Source organism: Actinoplanes flavus (assembly GCF_017592555.1).
Lineage (GTDB): Bacteria > Actinomycetota > Actinomycetes > Mycobacteriales > Micromonosporaceae > Actinoplanes > Actinoplanes flavus.
The window spans coordinates 71,950-91,387 of record NZ_JAGFNS010000020.1; the positions used below are offsets into that span (position 1 = coordinate 71,950).

Sequence of the window (19,438 nt, forward strand, 5' to 3'; positions counted from 1 at the left end):
TTGCTCGTCTGCCGATACACCGACGCGGGCCGGTACGGATACGGCCGCATCGACTCCGGGTCCGGCGGCACGCACCTCTCCCCGGTCCGCTACGACACCGCGGCCCGGAGCTGGGTCCCCGCGGGCGGACCGTCGCGCCCGCTCAGCGACGTCACACTGCTCGCGCCGGCCGAACCCACCAAGATCGTTTGCCTGGCCCTGAACTGGGCGGCCGGCGATCGGCCCACCGGCGGCCCACTCCCCCGCGCGGCGGACTCCGCGGTGCTGCTCAAACCGTCCACCTCACTGATCGGGCCGGACAGCGCCGTCGTCCATCCGGGTCCGGACTGGGAACTGCGCCACGAGGCGGAACTCGCCGTGGTGATCGGAGTCCGCTGCTCCCGGGTCTCCGCCGCCCGCGCGCCCGACGTGATCGCCGGCTACACCGCGGCGAACGACATCACCGCGTACGCGCGCCGGACCCCGCAGAACGCGGACCGGCAACCCGTGTGGGCCAAACACTTCGACGGCTGCACTCCCCTGGGCCCCTGGCTCGCCACCGGTCTCGACCCGGCCGACGTCGTACTCAGCTGCCGGGTCGACGGTGAGCTCCGGCAACAGGCCGGCACCCGGGACCTGGTCGTTCCCGTGGCCGACGTGGTCGCGCTGGTCAGCGAGCACATGACGCTGCTGCCCGGCGACGTGGTGCTCACCGGGACCCCGCCGGGTTCCGGCCCGCTGCCGGCCGGCAGCCGGGTCGAGGTGTCGGCGACCGGCATCGGTGTCCTGCGCACCACGGTCGACGCGCCGTCCCGGCCCGGGGAGCGCCGCACGGCCGCTGCTCTCTCGACCTCCCTCGACGGAAAAGGACGGTGCCACCGATGACAGCCACCGAGGAGCATTCCCGGGGCCGCCCCGGGACGCTCGCGTTCCCGGGCGACGGCCGCCCGCTGCTCAGCGACCTGAGACGGATCTGGACGGCCGGCGACGACGACCCCCTGCGCCGGATCGCGGCGTACGCCCTGCTGCCGGCCGGCAAGCTGCTGCGGCCGCTGCTGGTGCTCGAGTCCGCCAAGTCGGTCGGCGGCTCGCCCGACGACCTGGGCGAACTCGCGCTCGCCGTGGAGTATCTGCACGTCGCCACCCTCATCCACGACGACATCATCGACGAGGACGACATCCGTCGCGGCCGGCCCGCCGTGCACGCCGCTTTCGGCACGCCGGACGCCATCGTGACCGGTGACGGGCTCCTGCTGCAGGCTTTCGCCGCGCTGACCCGGGTGAGCCCGGCCGGTGTCACCGACACCGCGCTGAGGTCGGCGGTCGCCGTCCTCGCGGACGCCGGCATCGACCTGTGCCGCGGGCAGCTGCGGGAGGCCGAGCTCACCGGCGACCTGCACTGCTCGACCGAGCAGTACCTGACGATGGCACGGTTGAAGACCGGGGTGCTGTTCGAGGCGTCGTGCCGGATCGGGGCGATCCTCGGAGGCGGCCCGCCCGCGTGGGTGGACGCGCTCGGCACGTTCGGCGTCCATCTCGGTGTCGCCTTCCAGATCCGGGACGACCTGCTCGGCTTCGACGACAACGCCGAGCTCGTGGGCAAGCCCAACGAGAGCGATGTGGCGAACCGGCGCCCGACCCTGCCCATGTTGCTGGCCTACCAGAGCGCCGGCGCCGACGACCGGGACCTGCTCGAGAGGGCCTTCCGCGGCGAGCTGAGCGGGGTGCGGGCGTTTCCGGAGGTACGCCGGATCGTCGAGGAGACGGGCGCTCGCGCGGCGGCCGAGTGGCACGCCGCGGATCTGATCGACCGTGCCAAGCGGGCCCTCGCACCACTGCCCGGGAACGGCGCCGTCCTGACCGCGATCGCCGACTACGCCCGCGAGCGAGGGCACTGATCGTGCGCCGGGTCACGACGACGTTCGCCGCCCATGTCCGCACGTGGCGGCCGTACACGCTCTGGTATGTCGGTCTGGTGGGGTTGGCGGGTGCGGCTCTCGCGGCCGACCGGCCCACCGTCGCCCGGCTGGCGGCCGCGTGGCTGGTTCCGACGCTCGTCTGGATCGCGGCGCACTACCTCGGCGACTACCTCGACCGTGACCTGGACGCGATCGCCAAACCCCAGCGGCCGATCCCCTCCGGGCAGATGCGGCCGGGGACCGCTCTCGGATGCGGCGTGGCCCTGGCCGTCGGGGCGGGCGCGGTGGCCCTGGCCGTGAACTGGCGCGTCCTTCTGGTGTTCCTGGCGGGCATCGGCGGCGCGGTCGCCTACAACGGCTTCTTCAAGGCCCGGGGCATCTGGGGCAACCTCGTGCGGGGTTCGCTCACCGGCGCCGCCTTCCTCTGCGGTGAGCTGATGACCGCCCCGGCCCCGGTCCCGCGGCTGCTGCCGTTCGTGCTCGCCTTCTGCCTGCACGACACCGCGTCCAATCTCGTCGGCGCGCTGCGCGACGTCGACGGGGACCGGGCGGGAGGTTATCGCACCTTCGCGGTACGCCATGGGCTGCGCCGAGGAGTGTGGACCTCCGCCGGTCTCTACGCCGCGAGCATCGCCGCCGTGGTGACCGGGCTTCTGCTCGTGCCGCGGCACGACCGGTTCTCCGGCGTTCTGCTCGTCGTCGCGACGGGCCTCGGTTGTCATGCCTGGGCACCGCTGGTACGGGCCGGGGACGCCCTGTCCGCCCGGACGGCGCTGCGGTCGCACGCGACGCTCGTCGTCGAACGGGTCGTCCTGGCCGCCGCGGTGCTGGTTCCGGGCCTGGGCGCGCCGGTCACGGCGGCTCTCGTCACGCCGATGCTGCTGGTCACCGCCGCGAGTCAACGGCTGATGCGGACACGACACGAGTTCACCCCCGCCGCCCGGCCGGTCCTCTGGTCCGCCGTGACATCCGCGCGGCGCCCGGCCCGGACGATCGCCCCCATGAAGGAGAAGCAGCCGTGAGCTCCCCGGTGAACGATCAGGTGGACGGCGCCGTCGGGCGCGCGGCCGACGCCCTGTTCGCGGTACAGCGCGCCGAGGGTTCCTGGCCCAATCGCCGGCCCACCGCCGTGCTGGGCACGGCGGGTGCGGCGATCGCCCTGCATCTGGCCGACCGCGACCGCTCGGCCGGCCTGACCGCGCGCGCGGTCCACTGGCTGGGCGAGGCGCAGAACCCGGACGGCGGCTGGGGTGGTGTCGCCGGAGCGCCCTCGCAGGTGATCCCCACGGTGATCGCGGCGTCCGCGCTGCGGATCATCGCGCCGGAGACGACCCACGACCGGGTCCGCCGCGCGCTGGACCTGGTGCACGCCGACGGCGGGCCGACCGCCCTGAACGACGCCGGCATGGCGCACATGGCGTCGGCCTTCCTGACCCTGGCCGGGCTGCCGGCCGCGGGCGGCGCCCGCCGTATCCCGCTGGAGCTTCTGCTGCTCCCGGCACGACTGTGGCGTGCCCGGCTGTCGTTCCGGATGGCCCCGTTCGTCGCCATGGCGTTCATGCAGTCGCGGGGCCGTCCGGTGCGGGGCCCGCGCCGGCTCGCCCGGCGCGCCGGGTTGCGCCTGCTGAGCCGGATGGAACGACAGGAGAACGATCCCGGCGGGTACGGCGGCGACAACTGGCTGGTGGCCGTGGTCTGCATCGGCCTGGTCAGCGCCGGGGCACCGCAGGAGATGATCGCCCGTACCGTGGACTACCTGCGGGCCAACGTCCATCCCGACGGCTCCTGGCACATCATGCAGGGACTCGACGTCATCGGCGGGGCGTACGTCGCCCGCGGGCTGGCCGACGCCGGGTACACCGGCGACGCCCGCCTCGCCGCGGCCCGCCGGTGGTTGCGCGGCTGCCAGCAGTCCGAGGCCTTTCCGCTGTACGCCAGCCCGCCCGGCGGATGGGGCTGGGAGGGCCCCCGCGGCTGGCCCAACATCCTCGACAGCGCCAGTGTCCTCGCCGCCCTCGTCGTGGCCGGCGGCGAGGAGCCCGGCGAGGTGACGCGCCTGGGGCTGCGCTGGCTGGTGTCGCGCCAGGACCGCTCCGGCTCGTGGGGGACCTTCGTGCCCGACACCACGCTGCGCAATGACGGGCCGTGCCCGTACGTGACCGCGGCCTGTCTCGAGACGCTGATCGACAGCGGCGCCGCCGGCGATCCGGCCGTTCGCCGCGGCCTCGACTGGCTGCTCGGCCGGCAGCGGCCCGACGGCACCTACGAGGCGCTCTGGTACCGGGGGCCGGTGCCGGGCACCGCGATGGCGCTCGCCGCCTTCGGCCGGGCCGGGATGGCCGGGCACCCCGGCGCCCGCCGGGCCCGCGACGCCCTGCTGAGGGCCCAGTTGCCGGACGGCGGATGGGGCCCCGGGGACACCGGCGTGCCCGGCGACGATCCCACCGGCACCGTCGAGGAGACCGCCTGGGCGGTGCGCGCCCTGCTGGTCTCCGGGATGCCCGCGGACGACCCGAGGATCCGCCGGGGGGTGGCGTTCATCGTGGCGGCGCAACGCCCGGACGGGCTCTGGCCGGCGGCGCCGGTCTGCATGCACATCCGGGACGCGGCCTACTACGTGGACGGCTTGATCGTCGACGGGCTGAGCCTGCGGGCTCTCGGCGCCTATCGTGCCGCCCGGCACGCCGCCGCCGTCGCCGGCAGCGAGGTGTCATGACACCGCCGACCGACACCGACGTCGTGGTCTGCGGCGCGGGGGTGGCCGGCCTCGCCGCGGCCCGCGCCCTCGGCCGGCTCGGCCTGCGGGTGACGCTGATCGAGAAGAAGCGCCGGCAGCCGCCCGTGGCGAAGGGTGAGGTGCTGCAACCCGGATCGCTCGACATCCTCGACGGCTGGGACGTGCTGCACCGGCTCGAATCCCGGGACGCCGTGCGCCTGGACCGGCTCGCCGTCCGCACGGCCGACGGCCACGACCTGGCGACCATGGATTTCACCGCGCTCGACTGCGCACGCCCGTGGATGCTCGCCCACGACTACACCGTCATCCTGGACTGCCTGGAGGAGGCTCTCGGCTCGAACGTGCGCCGGCACCGGGGCGTCCTCGCGGAGGAGCTGATGCGCGACGGCGACGGGCGCGTCACCGGGGTGCACGTCTCCCAGGACCGGCGACGGCATTCGATCCGGGCCCGGCTGGTGGTGGCCGCCGACGGCATGTCGTCGCGTCTGCGGCGGCTGGCCGGCCTGACGGCGGAGCCGGTGGCGTACGGCCACAAACTGCTGTCGTTCGAGCTCACCGACGCCCCGGCCGGCGCCGCCGAGGTGTCCGCGCACATCACCCGCCGGGGCCTCGTCATGGTCTATCCCCTGCCGCACCGCCGCACCCGCGTCTACGTCCAGGTGGGCCCGGACGAGTTGCGGGGCATGACGGGCACCTGCCTGAAGGAGTGGTGCGACGGCTTGGTGGCCGACGTACCCGTCCTCGAGCCGCTGACCGACGCGCTCCAGAGCGGCCTGGCGCACCGGCAGGTGCTTCCCGTCTGGCGGTACTGTGCGGCTTCCCTGGTCGGTCCCGGCTTCGCCCTGGTCGGCGAGGCCGCGCACGGCGTACATCCGTTGTCGGCCCAGGGCATGAACACCGCGATCGGTGACGCTCACGACCTCGCGAACCGGCTGGCCGGGATCGATGCCGGACGTCCGGACGCGGTCGACGGCGCGCTGCTGGCCTACCAGCACGCGCGGGCCCGGCGGATCAAGGACGTCCACGTGATGAGCCACAACGCCGCACGGATGATCACGCAGACCTCGTGGGCCGGCCGGTTGCTGGGCCGCCGCCTGCTGAGCCGCACCGGGCGCAACCCCCGGCTGTCGCACCTCACCGCGTACAACATGTCCGGCCTCGGCATGCGCCCGCTGAACGTGGTGGACCGGCTGGTCCAGCTGGGCGCACTCCCCGAGACCCGCGGCCGCTCACCCATGCCTCTCCCGTGACCGGCCCGGAGCGGGCCCGCGGAAACGAGAAGACCGGAAAGGAACCGCAGATGTCCGACACACTCAAGACCGCTTTCGAGGTGACGCCGCTGACCGGTGCGCTCGGGGCGACGGTTCGCGGCCTGAGGCTCGCGGAGATCACCGACGAGGATTTCGCCGAGCTGCGCCGGCTGCTCCTGCAACACCTGGTGCTGTTCCTCCCCGACCAGCAGGACTGGGCGCCCGAGTCCCGGGTCGCCTTCGGGCGCCGGTTCGGCGAGCTGGAGGTGCATCCGTACCTCCCGCACCTCGACGGCCACCCGGAGATCCAGATCATCGACTCCGAGCAGGACGGCAAGATCCCGATCTGGCACACCGACATGACGTACTCGCCCAACCCTCCGGTCGGATCGGTGTTGCAGATCATCCGGACCCCCGGGCACGGCGGCGACACCATGTGGTCCAACCAGTATCTGGCGTACGAGTCGCTGTCGGCGCCGCTTCGCGATCTGCTCGACGGGCTGACCGCGATCCACGCCATCCACATTCCCGGCCTCGACAGCCGGGCGGAGCACCCGGTCGTACGGACGCATCCGGAGACGGGCCGGCGTGCGCTCTTCGTCAACCGGGCGCACACGTCGCACATCGTGCAGCTCAGCCGCAACGAGAGCGACGCGCTCCTGCAGTACCTCACCGAGTTCGCCACATCGCCCCAGTTCACGTGCCGCTATCGATGGACCGCCGGTGACGTCGCGATCTGGGACAACCGGGTCACCCAGCACTACGCGGTGGACGACTACGCGCAGAAGCGCACCGGGCTGCGGGTCGTCGTTCTGGGTGACGACCCGACCGGCGGCGAGCCGCGCTGGCCGGCGTACGAGCCGGCGCCGGGCGAGCGGTACGCGCCGAACCGGATGAACGCCAAAGAGTCGTACTGACCTCGATCCGAACGACCGCCGACCCCGCGACGACGGCCGATCCGTCAACCAGAGGGAGTGAAACGTGGCTTTGCTGGACACCGTTCGCGGCCCGGCCGATCTCAAGGCCCTGAGCGCTGATACGTTGCCGGCCCTCGCCGAGGAGATCCGGTCGTTCCTGATCGAGGCCGTCTCCCTCAGCGGCGGCCACCTCGGACCCAACCTCGGCGTCGTCGAGCTGACCATCGCGCTGCACCGGGTGTTCGACACCCCGCGCGACAGCATCCTGTGGGACACCGGCCATCAGACGTACGTGCACAAGCTGCTCACCGGCCGCAAGGACTTCAGCCGCCTTCGGGCCACCGGCGGCCTCTCCGGCTATCCCTCCCGGGCCGAGTCGGAGCACGACATCATCGAGAACTCGCACGCCTCCACCGCACTCGCCTGGGCGGACGGACTGGCCAAGGCTCACCGGCTCACCGATCGCCGCGACCGCCGGGTGATCGCCGTGGTGGGTGACGGCGCGCTCACCGGCGGCATGGCCTGGGAGGCGCTCAACAGCCTCGTCGACCAGCGACTTCCCGTCGTGATCGTGGTCAACGACAACGGCCGGTCGTACGCCTCGACCCGGGGTGGGCTCGCGCGGCATCTGGCGTCCCTGCGCACCGCCCGCGGTTACGAGGAGTTCCTCACCCTGGTCAAGCGGCTGCGGGAGATTCCGATGGCGGGAGCGCCCGTCTTCGACGTCATGCACGGGGTCAAGGCGGGGATCAAGGACGTCCTCGCCCCGCAGGGCCTGTTCCAGGATCTCGGGGTCAAGTACGTCGGCCCGGTCGACGGGCACGACATCGCCGCGACGGAACGGGCCCTGCGCAGCGCCGCGGGATTCGACGGACCGGTCGTGGTGCACTGTGTCACCCGCAAGGGCAACGGGTTCCCGGCCGCCGAGCAGGACGAGCAGGACCGGATGCACGTCGTCGGGGCGCCGGTGACCGGCCCCAAGCCGACGGACTGGACCTCGGTCTTCGCCGACGAGATGGTCCGCATCGGCGCGGAGCGTACCGACATCGTGGCCATCACCGCCGCGATGCTGGAGCCGGTCGGTCTGCGGACCTTCGCCGAGCGCTACCCGGACCGGGTGTTCGACGTGGGCATCGCCGAACAGCACGCCGTCACCTCGGCCGCCGGGCTCAGCCTGGGCGGGATGCATCCGGTGGTGGCGCTCTACGCGACCTTCCTCAACCGCGCGTTCGATCAGATCCTCATGGATGTCGCGTTGCACCGGTGCGGCGTGACCTTCGTGCTGGACCGGGCGGGGGTCACCGGTACGGACGGCCCCAGCCACAACGGCATGTGGGACCTGTCCCTGTTGCAGCTGGTCCCGTCGCTGCAGATCGCGGTGCCCCGGGACGCCACCCGGCTGCGTCTCCAGCTCCGCCAGGCGATCGGGGTGACGGACCGGCCCACGGTGATCCGCTATCCGAAGGGAGCCCTGCCCCCGGTCACCGAACCGGTCGGCACGGTCGGCACGGCGGAGATCCTGGCCCGGCCGGACGGCGAGAGCACGGTGCTGATCGTGGCGGTGGGCCCGATGGCTCTCCCGGCGGTGGCGGCGGCACGGGATCTCGCCGGGGCGGGGATCGCCGCCACGGTCGTCGATCCCTGCTGGGTCAAGCCGCTCGACGCCGAACTGCTGAAGCTGGCCGAGGCCCACCGGCTCGTCGTGACGGTGGAGGACAACGGCCGGGTCGCGGGCGTCGGCGCCGCGCTGGTGCAGGCCCTGCACGACGCCATGATCCACACACCGGTGCGGTGCCTGGCGCTGCCACAGGAGTTCCTCGCGCACGGCAGCCGGGCCGAGGTGCTGGCCCAGGCCGGGCTGACGGCCCAGGACATCGTCCGTGACGTGACCAACACCCTGCACCGGCTCGGCGCCGTGGCCGTGGAGGAGACACGATGAGCGTTGTCGGCATCGGCATGCCCAAGCCCCCGCCGCTGGAGTTGGCGCCCCGTCGCCGATCACGGCAGATCCGCGTCGGTGACGTGCCGGTGGGCGGGGACGCACCCGTCACCGTCCAGTCGATGACCACCACCGTGACGGCCGACGTCGGCAGCACCCTGCGGCAGATCGCCGAACTGACCGCGGCGGGCTGCCAGATCGTCCGGGTGGCGTGCCCGTCGCAGGACGACGCCGACGCGCTCGCCACGATCGCCCGGCAGTCGCCGATCCCGGTGATCGCCGACATCCACTTCCAGCCGCGTTACGTCTTCGCCGCGATCGCGGCCGGCTGTGGGGCGGTCCGCGTGAACCCGGGCAACATCAAGCAGTTCGACGACAAGGTCGCGGAGATCGCCCGGGCGGCCGCGGACGCCGGTGTGCCGATCCGGATCGGGGTCAACGCGGGATCGCTCGACAAGCGCCTGCTGCGCAAGTACGGCCGGGCGACGCCGGAGGCCCTGGTCGAATCGGCGCTCTGGGAGTGTTCCCTGTTCGAGGAGCACGGGTTCCGGGACATCAAGATCTCGGTCAAGCACAACGATCCGGTCGTCATGGTCTCGGCGTACCGGATGCTGGCCGAGCGCTGCGACTACCCGCTGCATCTCGGTGTCACCGAGGCCGGCCCGGCGTTCCAGGGAACGATCAAGTCGGCCGTGGCGTTCGGCGCCCTGCTGGCCGAGGGCATCGGCGACACGATCCGGGTGTCGCTGTCCGCCCCTCCGGTCGAGGAGGTGAAGGTCGGCCTGCAGATCCTCGAGGCGCTGAACCTGCGCGAACGGGGTCTGGAGATCGTCTCGTGCCCGTCCTGCGGGCGGGCGCAGGTCGATGTCTACAAGATGGCCGAGGAGGTCACGGCGGCGCTGGACGGCATGAACGTCCCGCTGCGCGTCGCCGTGATGGGCTGCGTCGTCAACGGTCCCGGCGAGGCGCGCGAGGCCGACCTCGGCGTCGCGTCGGGCAACGGTAAGGGCCAGATCTTCGTGGAGGGCCGGGTGGTGCGCACCGTGGCCGAGCCGCAGATCCCGGAGACGCTCATCGAAGAGGCCCTCAAACTCGCGAAACAGAGGGGCCACGAGATCCCCGAGATCTGAGCCCGGCAGAGACGGCCGTACCGATCGGAAGGATGTCCGCATGTCTTGGATGGCGCACCTGCTCGCCCGTGGCCGGGAGCGGTACGGCGACCGCACCGCGCTGATCGAACGGGACCGGCGACTCACCTACCGCGAGCTCGACCGGAGTACCGACAGCCTCGCCACGGCCTTGCAAGCCCGGGGCGTCGGGCACGGTGACCGCGTCGTGGTGATGTCCCACAACCGGATCGAGGTCCTGGAGACCTACTTCGCGCTCGGAAAGATCGGCGCGGTCGCGGTGCCCGTCCACTACGGTCACGTCGCGGACGAGGTCGCCAGGGTGGTGGAGAACTGCGGCGCCCAGATGCTCATCGGCGAGCGCAACCTGCTGCCGCCGGCCGGCGCCGGCCGGCAGGTGCTCGCGTTCGACTCCGACGAGTATCGGGAGGCGACCACGTGCGCCCCGCGGGGTGCGCGGGTCGCGGTGAGCGACGAGGACCCCCTCTTCATTCTGCACACCTCGGCGACCACCGGGCCGCCCAAGGGGGTGGTGGTCCCGCACCGCTCCCTGCAGGCCATGTCCGTCGCCTATCTGGCCGACGTCCAGCCCGCCGACGACTGTGTCTTCCTGCACTGCGGCCCGCTGTCGCACGGCGCGGTGGTCATTCCCCTGGCCCACATGGCCGCGGGCGCGACCGTGATCCTGACCCGGATGTTCAGCCCGCCCGACTGCCTGGCCACGATCCGCCGGTCCGGTGTCACGCATCTGTTCGCCGTTCCCGAGATGATCCGCTTCCTGCTGCGCGCCGGCATGCCGATCCGCGGTCGGCTGCCCAGCCTCCGGGAGATCGTCTACGCCGCGGCGCCCATGCCGCGGCAGCTCCTGCTGGAGGCCCACGCGGAGTTCGGATGCGGTTTCCGGCAGGTGTACGGCATCACGGAAGGCGGCGGCCCCATCGCCACCCTGTCGCCGGCCGACCACGACTACACCCCGGGCACCACCTCCGGACCGGCTGCCGTCGGCCGGAGTCTGCTCGGCGTCACCATTCGCAGTTTCCGGGCCGACGGCACCGAGCCGGATCCCGGATCCGTGGGCGAGCTCTGGGTGCGGACCCCGGCCCGCATGCTCGGCTACTGGGCGAAGCCGGACGAGACGGCGGAGATCCTCCGCGACGGCTGGCTACGGACCGGCGATCTCGGCACGGTCGACGACCGGGGATACGTCCACCTCACCGGCAGGGCCAAGGACGTGATCGTCCGGGGTGGCCAGAAGATCTTTCCCGCCGAGATCGAGACCGTCCTGCTGGGACATCCGGCGGTCCAGGAGGCCTGTGTCGTCGGGATCCCCGACGAGGACTGGGGCGAGGTGCCACTCGCCTATGTGACGGTGGCCGGCGAGGAACCGGCGCTCGTTCCGGCACTGCGGGACCGGCTGCGGGAGCGGCTCGCCCGCTACAAGCGCCCCGTCGACGTGCTGGTCCGAGCGGACCTGCCGCGTACGCCCATCGGCAAGATCGACCGGCGGGAGCTCCGCAGGCTGGCGGCGGAGGGTCAGCCGGCCAAGGAGAACGCGAATCGGTGATCGTGTCGCAGCGCGGCCCGGGTCAGGTCGTCGCCCGGTTCCCGCCCCGTCCCTGATTCCGCGCATGTCCCCACCGGTGCGGCGACATCCGGACGGCCGCGCCGGTTCCCCAGCAAAACTCAGGAGAATCGGTGGATACACGAACTCGCGCGCTGGCGTTGGACGATCCGATGACCAACCGCCGTTTCGCCGGCTCGGCGGCGGCCCGCCCCGGTGGTATCACGACGACGGAGGAGTTCCTCGCCTGGTTCGCCGAGCGGGAGCGGGCCCAGGAGCACGCGGTGACCCGCATCCCGTTCGACCGTCTCTCGGGATGGTCGTTCGATCCGGGGAGCGGGAACCTGGCCCATTCCTCCGGGCGCTTCTTCACGATCGAAGGCCTGCATGTCCGCACCGACCGCGAGTGGAGGAGCTCGTGGGACCAGCCCATCATGGTGCAGCCCGAGATCGGGATACTCGGCATCCTCGTCAAGGAGTTCGACGGTGTCCTGCACTGTCTCATGCAGGCGAAGATGGAACCCGGCAACATCAACGGCATCCAGCTGTCCCCCACCGTCCAGGCCACCCGCAGCAACTACAGCCGGGTGCACCGCGGTTCCGGCGTCAAGTACCTCGAGTACTTCACCGAGCCGGGGCGCCGTCGCGTGCTCGTGGACGTCCTGCAGTCCGAGCAGTGCGACGTGGTCCTGCACAAGCGCAACCGCAACATGGTCGTCGAGGTGCTCGACGACGGCCCCCCGCCGGACCCCGACTTCTGCTGGGTGACCCTGGGACTGATCCAGGATCTGCTGTCGCTGCCGAACGTGGTCAACATGGACACACGCACGGTGCTCTCCTGTCTTCCGGTCGCGACCGACGGCGACGCCACCGCGGCGCCCGGCCGCAGCCGTTTCGCGCGCGAGGTGCTGCACTCGCTGTCCTCCGGAGCTCAGCCGATGTGGACCACTCTGGAGGCCCTGCGCTGGCTGACCGATCAACGAGCGCGCCGGGAGCTGGTGCAGGAGCGGATACCGCTCGCCCGGGTCTGTGCGGGCGACTGGCGGCGGACGAGCACCGAGATCCACCACCGGGACGGGCGCTACTTCAAGGTGATCGCCGTCGACGTCCAATCCTCGGCGCGCGAGCTGCGCTCATGGACCCAGCCGCTGGTGGCACCGGTCAAGCCCGGCTTCCTGGGATTGCTGGTGGCCCGTTTCGACGGGGTGCTGCACGCGTTGATGCAGGCACGTGGCGCGGCCGGAACCCTCAACGGGCCGGAGTTGGCGCCGACCGTGCACTGCCAGCCGGACAACTATGCCGCCGTCCCCGAACGCAATCGCCCGAGGTACTTCCGCGAGTTGCTGTCCGCCGACCCGGCACGGGTGCGCTACGACGTCATGCTCTCCGAGGAGGGTGGCCGGCTCTACCACGCCGAGAACCGCTACCGCATCGTCGAGGCCGAGCCGGGCTATCCCCGCGCCGTCCCGCCGGGGTACTGCTGGCTCACCTTTCACCAGCTGGGCCAGCTGCTGCTGCACAGCAACTACCTCACGGTGGAGGCGCGCACCCTGTTCGTCTGCGCCCAGGCAATACGGTGAGACACAACCCCGTAACAGATCGTATCAGATGCCGCAGACGGCCGAACTGGCCCGAACTCCGGGCAAGCCACCCCCGGCCACCTGGGCACTTGCCCGCTCTAGAGCGAATCTGCGCTACGCTGCCATCGCCAGCAGCGGAAACATTTGTCATTGGCCGATGTAAATTTTCTCTAAAATGCCCAGTTAGATAACCACTTGCCCGTTCAGTGAGTTACGTCACATTAACTTGTGCTTCGTCGATCGAACAGGAACTTGTTAGCGTAGATCGAAGGTTGACTCGCCGACCGAAGGTAACGGTAAAGCGAGCCTGAGAACTTAGGCATGAACGGGGACGGGGAGATGCCTATCCATGCGCTCAACTCATCCGATTCGACGACGCCTTTCCGGGGCCGCACTCCGGCCCGCAATAGCCGGCCGTCCGCCTTATCGCCGCCGTGATTGACCCGCCGGTAGCTGCAACAAATATCGGTATGCACATGCACGGTTCAATTACGGTGGTGAAGACTTGAGGTACGAGATTCTGGGCCGCGTCAGCATTACGGTCGACAACAAGAAAGTGTCGGCCGGCACCAACAAGATGGAGGTGCTGCTGCGCACCCTGTTGATTCGCAACGGCCAGGTCGTGTCCACCGATCAGTTGATACAGGAATTGTGGGGCGACAACCCGCCGGCCCGAGCGGTCGCGGCACTTCACGTCTACGTCTCCCAATTGCGCAAGCTCCTGAAGAAGCTCGCCCGGAGTAACGACGTGATCACCACCCGTGCGCCGGGTTACGTCCTCGACCTGGGAAACGACCACCTCGACCTCAACGAGCTCGTCGCCCTGTTCGAGCAGGGGCGGCAACGACTCGGCGCCGGTGATTTCGCGGCGGCGGCCGACATCCTCGGCAGAACGCTGGACCTGTTCCAGGAACCCATCCAGGCGTCCTCCTACGACGGACCGATCATGCGGGAGTTCGCGGACTGGGCCGAGGAGCTGCGCGTCGAATGCGTGGAACTGCTCGCCTGCGCTCTTCTGGGGTCTGACCAGGCCAATGCCGCGGTCCGCCTGCTCCACTCGCTGACCACGGAGTATCCCCTGCGGGAGAACCTCTACGCGTTCCTGATGGAGGCGCTCAGCCAGGCGGGCCGCCGGGCGGACGCACTGCAGGTCTACCGCACCGCGCGCAGCCGGATCCGCGACGAGCTGGGGCTCGAGCCGTGCCGGTTCCTGCAGGAGACGCAGGAGTTCATCCTCAAGGACCGGCACGACGAGCTCACCCTGCGCCGCGCGTCGGCGGCGGCGAGCTCGGGCACCGCGACTCCCGCCGGCCAGCACCCGCACTGGATACCCCACCACTGCGTCATGTGAAACAGACGGTAAACGAACAGAAATCGTACGACGGCACCTGTCGCCGAACACCGGGCATCTGAACCGTCGCGCCCGGAAAAGGGTGCACGCGGCCCACCCGCCGCCACCCTCGAATGCGCGGACCGGCTGCCACCGAAACCATGCCCACCGGCACTTCGCGATGGTCGCCGTCGGTGACCGGCACGACCAAGAACCGCTTTAGCGGCGACGTTTAGCATTTCGAGAGATCCGGTCCGGACCGGACGGTCCATCACCCAGCCGAGGGAGTCATGGAACGCGACCAGTCAAGCGGGAGCGGCCCGGCGCACGCGATCGCCCGGAGAAAACGAACGGTGCTTGCCGAACCACGCGGTTTCTGCGCCGGAGTAGTCCGCGCGATAGCCATGGTCGAGAAGTCACTCGAAATACACGGGCCACCCGTCTACGTACGCAAAGAAATAGTTCACAACCAGTATGTCGTCGCCAGTCTCCAGCGCCGGGGCGCACGATTCGTCGATTCGGAGTCGGACGTTCCGGAAGGCGCCGTCTGCGTATTCTCCGCGCACGGCGTCTCCCCGCTCGTGCGCGACAACGCCGGCGCTCGTGGCCTTCGGGTGATCGACGCGACCTGCCCTCTCGTGTCGAGGGTCCACCAGCACGCGCGGCGCGGAGCCCGCGACGGCCGGCTGGTGCTGCTCATCGGGCATGCCGACCATGAGGAGACGCAGGGCACCTACGGCGAGGCACCCGACCGCACGATCGTCATCGACACCGTCGACGACGTCGACCGGACCGGGCTGCCGGCCGACACCCCGGTGACCTACCTGACGCAGACCACGCTCTCCGTGGACGAGACGGCCGAGGTGATCGACCGCATCAAGGCCAGGTTCACCGATGTCGTCGCACCCGGTACCGACACCATCTGCTACGCCAGCCAGAACCGGCAGAACGGCATCAAGTCACTGGCGAGCCGGTGCGACCTGATCCTCGTGGTCGGTGCGCGGAACTCCAGCAACTCGTTGCGCATGGTCGACGTGGCCCGCGAGACCGGTACCCGGGCACATCTCGTACCGGATGCGGCGGACTTCGACGAGACCTGGCTGAAGGACGTGTGGACGGTCGGCGTCAGCTCCGGCGCCAGCGTGCCGGAGATCCTCGTGGAACGGCTGATCGACCGTCTCGCCCGGCTCGGATACGACGACATCAGCACCGACGTCACCTCGGTGGAAGACGTGAACTTCGCGGTGCCGTCGTTTCTGACCACCACCACAGCCGCACCACCCGACCTCGTCGCCACCGAGGCGACCGAGATCGCCCACACCCCGGACACCCCGGCCGACCGCTCGGCGCGGCCGGACCACCACCGCCCGTACCAACGACAAGGAGGAGAAGACGATGACCGCCGTCGGACCTGAAGACATGCCTTCGCTCACCGCGCGACAGACCGAGGTGGTCCGGCTCGCCGCACTCGGCCTCACCGCCAAGGAGACCGCCCGGAAGCTCGGCATCTCGAAGACCACCGTGGACGAGCACCTCACCGAGGCACGGCGACGCGTCCGCGCCACCACGAAATCCCACCTCGTCGGCTGGGCCGTCGCCGCCGGGATCGTCTCCCGGTGAGGCGCACGGCTGTGGCGACCGACCGGGAAAGCGAGCGGACATGACCACCGACCACCTCGACCGCTCCGGCTACACGACCCCGCTTGCGGTCCGTGCGCTGTGGCGGCAGGCGCCGGTACGTGAGTTCACCACCGACGCCGGAGAGAGGCGCTGGCTGGTCACCGGGATGGAGCAGGTTCGGGCCGTGCTGTCGGACCCCCGGTTCAGCCGCGCCGAGGCAGGCCGGCTGGGCGTCACCATCGGCCCGGCGGCGGTCTTCCGCAAGCCCGGGATCAACGACCTCGACGCCCCCGAGCACACGCGGCTGCGCCGCCTGGTGGCGGGAGCGTTCAGTGCCCGCCGGATCCGCTCCCTACGGCCGCGCATCCAGGAGATCACCGATGACCTGATCGCGCCCTTGGTCGCCGCGGGACCGCCCGGCGACCTGGCGGCGGCCCTGTGCTATCCGCTGCCGGTCACCGTGGTCTGCGAGATCCTCGGCGTCCCGCACGAGGATCGCGAGCGGTTCCGCGGCTGGGCCGACCGGGTGCTGTCCACCAGCGCGTACCCGCCGGAGGAAGCCCTGAGCGCTCTCACCTCGATGATCGGCTACATGGCCGAGCTCATCGACGCCAAGCGCCGCGATCCCGATGCCAGCCTGCTGCAGGACCTCATCACGGCCCGGGACGAGCAGGACCGGCTGAGCGAGGACGAGCTGGTGACACTCGGGTGCGGGCTGCTCCTGGCCGGGGGCGAGTCCACGGCGACCATGCTCGGCAAAGGACTCGTGGCGCTGATGGACCACCCCGATCAGCTCACGGCACTGCGCGCCGATCCGTCGCTCGTGCCGTCCGCCGTGGACGAGGTGCTGCGATACGCGACGCTGGGGTTCCGGGCGTACAGCGGGCACATCCGCGCCACCACGGAGGACGTCGAGCTCGGCGGGATGTCCATCCCCGCGCACTCGGTGGTGCACGCCTGCCTGCCTGCCGCGAATCTCGACCCGGCGGCCTTCCCCGATCCCGACCGGTTCGACATCGCCCGGGACGGTGGCGACCACGTCGCCTTCGGGCACGGCATGCACCGCTGCCTGGGAGCCCAGCTCGCCAAGCTGGAGCTGGAGGTGGCGATCGGCAGTGTCGTCGCCGCGTTCCCCGGGCTGCGACTGGCCGTTCCCACCGAGCAGGTCCCGTACAAGGAGGGGTTCCTCATCGCCGGGCTGCAGGCGCTACCGGTCACCTGGAGGAGTTGATCATGAGAGTTCTGGTGCTGGGCGGAACCCACTACGTGGGACGCACCATCGTCGAGGAGGCCCTGAGGCGCGGCGACGAGGTGACCATCCTCAACCGCGGCCTCAGCGGGACCGTGGCCGGGGACGTCACCCGCCTGACCGCCGACCGCACCGATCCCCGGGCGTTGCGCGACGCGATCGGTGACCGGGAATGGGACGCGGTCCTCGATACGTGGATGGGTGCGCCACGGGTCACTCGCGACACGTGCGCGTTGCTGCGCGGGCGTACCCGGCATTTCGGGTTCGTCTCCAGCTGGTCGGTGTACCAGCGACCGCTGCCGTCCGGCGCCGACGAGAGCGCCGAGGTGGTCGCCGGCGATCCGGACGACGAGTCCGGCGACTTCTATCCGGTGGCCAAACGGGGCAGCGAGATCGCGGTGCTGGAGGCGTTCGGGGAGCGCGCGCTGATCGCCCGGGCCGGGCCGACGCTGGGCCCGTACGACGACATCGGGTCGATCACGTGGTGGCTGCGGCGCATCGGGCAGGGCGGGCGGATCCTGGTCCCCGGTTCGCCGGAGTACCCGCTGCGATACATCGACGCCCGCGATCTCGCGATCTGGATGCTCGGCGCCGCGGACCGGCACCTCGGCGGCACGTTCACCGTCGCGGGCCCGCTCGGGATCCACACCATGGGCGAATTCCTGACCACGATGCGCCGGGTGACCGGATCCGACGCGGAACTGGTGTGGGTCCCCGACGACGCCGCCACCGCCGCGGGCCTGCGCCCCTACCTCGACGTGCCGCTGTGGTTCCCGGCATCCATCCGGGACGGCATGTTCGACGTCGACGTCTCCGCCGCCCACCGCGCCGGCCTCGACACCCGCCGGCCGCTGCACAGCACGCTCGCCGACACCTGGTCGTGGCTGCGCAGCGAGGGGGAGCCGCCGTGGCAGGACACCCGGCGGTGGCTCGACCCCGCCGCCGTGCAGCGGGCCCTGGCCGAGGTCAGCTGAGCCGGCGGCCGGCCACCACCCGTGTGCTCCCCACCGAGAGAGGACAGTGCGATGCGCATCCTTTTCATGCCGTTCTCGGCACCGTCGCACTACATGCCGATGGTGCCGCTGATCTGGGCCTTCCGCGCCGCGGGTCACCACACCCGCGTGGTCGGGCAACCCGCGATCGAGTCCGCCGTCGTCCGATCGGGCACCCCGATCGTCACGGTCGCCGCATCGTTCGACGTGCAGGCCGCGGCGCAGCGCAACCGCGGGCTCCTGAACAACCCGGACAGCGACCCGATGGCGATGTTCCGGGCCATGACCGAGGTCCACACCGCGCTCGCCCGGGCGGTCGCGGCCGACACCGTCCCGCTCTGCCGTGACTGGCGCCCCGACCTCGTCGTGGGCGATCCGTTGATGCTGGCCGCGCCGATCGTCGCCGGCCACGCGGGGGTACCCCTGGTGAAGCATCTGTGGGGACCGGACATCATGCGGACGTTCGGCTACCCCGGCGCCGGTCAACCGGTCGACGAGTGGCCCGATGCGCTGCGCGACCTGCATGCCGAGTACGGGCTCGATCCGCAACCGGAGAGCGGCGCCGGCTCCGTCGATCCCTGCCCACCCCGTCTGCGAACCGCCGAGAGCCCGTCGCGGATCCCGATCCGGTTCACCCCGTACAACGGTACGAACGTCGTCCCGCCGGATCTCCTGGCTCCCCCGAAGAGACGGCGGGTCCTGGTCACCTGGGGAACCATGCTGATCCGCCGGGAGGGTACCGGGAGTTTTCCCATCGCCGACGTGGTGAGCGCTCTGGAGGACTTCGATGTGGAGATCGTCCTGGCGGTGACCGGCCGCGACCGCGAACTGACGCGCGACCTGCCCGCCACCGTCCGGGTCGCCGAACAGATCCCGCTCGACGCGATCCTGCCCACCTGCGACGCGATCGTCCACCACGGCGGTAGCGGCACCCTGTTGACCGCCGCCTGTCACGGTGTTCCGCAGGTCGCCATCACCGCGACGCCCGACGTGATGGCGTATTGCGGCCCGATGGCCGCCGCCGGAGCCGGTTTCGAGATCCCCGTCGCCGCCGCCACCGCGGAGCGGGTGACGTCGGCGATCTCCGAGGTGCTCACGAATGAGCGGATCCGCAGCGCCGCGGACCGCCTGCGCGACGACATGGCGGCGATGCCGGCGCCCTCCGAGGTGGTCGCACGATTGAGCGGGCCGGCACGACGGTGACCTACGGACGACGGGCCCGTCGTCCTTTCGCCACG

The 19,438-nt window shown here is 71.0% G+C and carries 15 protein-coding genes and 1 pseudogene; all 16 read left to right on the forward strand.

All coding sequences use genetic code 11. The features are described 5' to 3' along the window. The 16 genes and pseudogenes from J5X75_RS27880 to J5X75_RS27955 all read left to right on the forward strand — a co-directional run bounded on the left by J5X75_RS27880 (position 1) and on the right by J5X75_RS27955 (position 19,403). Complete coding sequence (locus J5X75_RS27880; protein WP_208470474.1) at positions 1-864, forward strand: fumarylacetoacetate hydrolase family protein; 864 nt, start codon at positions 1-3, stop codon at positions 862-864. Next, positions 861-1,877, forward strand: a complete 1,017-nt coding sequence (locus J5X75_RS27885) for a polyprenyl synthetase family protein (protein ID WP_208470475.1) — start codon at positions 861-863, stop codon at positions 1,875-1,877. The genes J5X75_RS27880 and J5X75_RS27885 overlap by 4 nt, the downstream gene beginning before the upstream one ends. A 2-nt stretch (positions 1,878-1,879) precedes the next feature. Further along, positions 1,880-2,920, forward strand: a complete 1,041-nt coding sequence (locus tag J5X75_RS27890) for a UbiA family prenyltransferase (protein ID WP_208470476.1) — start codon at positions 1,880-1,882, stop codon at positions 2,918-2,920. Beyond that, entirely contained in the window at positions 2,917-4,614 is a 1,698-nt protein-coding gene (locus J5X75_RS27895; protein ID WP_208470477.1) for a prenyltransferase/squalene oxidase repeat-containing protein, read from the forward strand. The genes J5X75_RS27890 and J5X75_RS27895 overlap by 4 nt, the downstream gene beginning before the upstream one ends. Beyond that, on the forward strand, positions 4,611-5,885 hold the full coding sequence (locus tag J5X75_RS27900; RefSeq protein ID WP_208470478.1) for an FAD-dependent oxidoreductase: 1,275 nt from the start codon (positions 4,611-4,613) through the stop codon (positions 5,883-5,885). Before J5X75_RS27895 ends, J5X75_RS27900 begins: the two co-directional genes overlap by 4 nt. Before the next feature lie 50 nt (positions 5,886-5,935). Next, positions 5,936-6,802 (forward strand): TauD/TfdA dioxygenase family protein, encoded by an 867-nt coding sequence (locus J5X75_RS27905; protein ID WP_208470479.1) that lies wholly within the window; start codon positions 5,936-5,938, stop codon positions 6,800-6,802. Positions 6,803-6,866: 64 nt separating this feature from the next. Further along, the gene (gene dxs / locus J5X75_RS27910; protein WP_208470480.1) at positions 6,867-8,741 is read left to right on the forward strand and encodes a 1-deoxy-D-xylulose-5-phosphate synthase; all 1,875 of its coding nucleotides are present in this window, start codon (positions 6,867-6,869) and stop codon (positions 8,739-8,741) included. Beyond that, entirely contained in the window at positions 8,738-9,871 is a 1,134-nt protein-coding gene (ispG, locus tag J5X75_RS27915) for a flavodoxin-dependent (E)-4-hydroxy-3-methylbut-2-enyl-diphosphate synthase (protein WP_208470481.1), read from the forward strand. Before dxs ends, ispG begins: the two co-directional genes overlap by 4 nt. A gap of 40 nt (positions 9,872-9,911) precedes the next feature. Beyond that, on the forward strand, positions 9,912-11,432 hold the full coding sequence (locus J5X75_RS27920; protein ID WP_208470482.1) for a class I adenylate-forming enzyme family protein: 1,521 nt from the start codon (positions 9,912-9,914) through the stop codon (positions 11,430-11,432). A 131-nt stretch (positions 11,433-11,563) separates the two neighbouring features. Further along, complete coding sequence (locus tag J5X75_RS27925; protein ID WP_307798303.1) at positions 11,564-13,009, forward strand: NDP-hexose 2,3-dehydratase family protein; 1,446 nt, start codon at positions 11,564-11,566, stop codon at positions 13,007-13,009. Between the two features lie 505 nt (positions 13,010-13,514). Continuing rightward, a complete protein-coding gene (locus J5X75_RS27930; RefSeq protein WP_208470483.1) occupies positions 13,515-14,360 on the forward strand; it encodes an AfsR/SARP family transcriptional regulator in 846 nt (281 codons plus the stop codon). 269 nt (positions 14,361-14,629) lie between these two features. After that, positions 14,630-15,598: pseudogene (gene ispH, locus J5X75_RS27935) on the forward strand (4-hydroxy-3-methylbut-2-enyl diphosphate reductase); the annotation flags it as partial. Between the two features lie 136 nt (positions 15,599-15,734). Next, positions 15,735-15,959, forward strand: a complete 225-nt coding sequence (locus J5X75_RS27940; protein ID WP_208470485.1) for a response regulator transcription factor — start codon at positions 15,735-15,737, stop codon at positions 15,957-15,959. Positions 15,960-15,999: 40 nt separating this feature from the next. Next, on the forward strand, positions 16,000-17,190 hold the full coding sequence (locus tag J5X75_RS27945; RefSeq protein ID WP_208470486.1) for a cytochrome P450: 1,191 nt from the start codon (positions 16,000-16,002) through the stop codon (positions 17,188-17,190). A gap of 2 nt (positions 17,191-17,192) precedes the next feature. Beyond that, positions 17,193-18,182: an NAD-dependent epimerase/dehydratase family protein gene (locus J5X75_RS27950; protein ID WP_208470487.1), complete on the forward strand. Its 990-nt coding sequence runs from the start codon at positions 17,193-17,195 to the stop codon at positions 18,180-18,182. A 51-nt stretch (positions 18,183-18,233) separates the two neighbouring features. Continuing rightward, positions 18,234-19,403, forward strand: coding sequence for a nucleotide disphospho-sugar-binding domain-containing protein (locus J5X75_RS27955; protein WP_208470488.1), 1,170 nt, complete (start codon positions 18,234-18,236; stop codon positions 19,401-19,403). The last annotated feature ends 35 nt before the right edge of the window (positions 19,404-19,438 follow it).

Coding starts and splice junctions, on each gene's coding strand:
- J5X75_RS27920 (WP_208470482.1), top strand. CDS start 9,912: ATGTCTTGGATGGCGCACCTGCTCGCCCGTGGCCGGGAGCGGTACGGC.
- J5X75_RS27955 (WP_208470488.1), top strand. CDS start 18,234: ATGCGCATCCTTTTCATGCCGTTCTCGGCACCGTCGCACTACATGCCG.
- ispG (WP_208470481.1), top strand. CDS start 8,738: ATGAGCGTTGTCGGCATCGGCATGCCCAAGCCCCCGCCGCTGGAGTTG.
- J5X75_RS27940 (WP_208470485.1), top strand. CDS start 15,735: ATGACCGCCGTCGGACCTGAAGACATGCCTTCGCTCACCGCGCGACAG.
- J5X75_RS27945 (WP_208470486.1), top strand. CDS start 16,000: ATGACCACCGACCACCTCGACCGCTCCGGCTACACGACCCCGCTTGCG.
- J5X75_RS27905 (WP_208470479.1), top strand. CDS start 5,936: ATGTCCGACACACTCAAGACCGCTTTCGAGGTGACGCCGCTGACCGGT.
- J5X75_RS27950 (WP_208470487.1), top strand. CDS start 17,193: ATGAGAGTTCTGGTGCTGGGCGGAACCCACTACGTGGGACGCACCATC.
- J5X75_RS27885 (WP_208470475.1), top strand. CDS start 861: ATGACAGCCACCGAGGAGCATTCCCGGGGCCGCCCCGGGACGCTCGCG.
- J5X75_RS27900 (WP_208470478.1), top strand. CDS start 4,611: ATGACACCGCCGACCGACACCGACGTCGTGGTCTGCGGCGCGGGGGTG.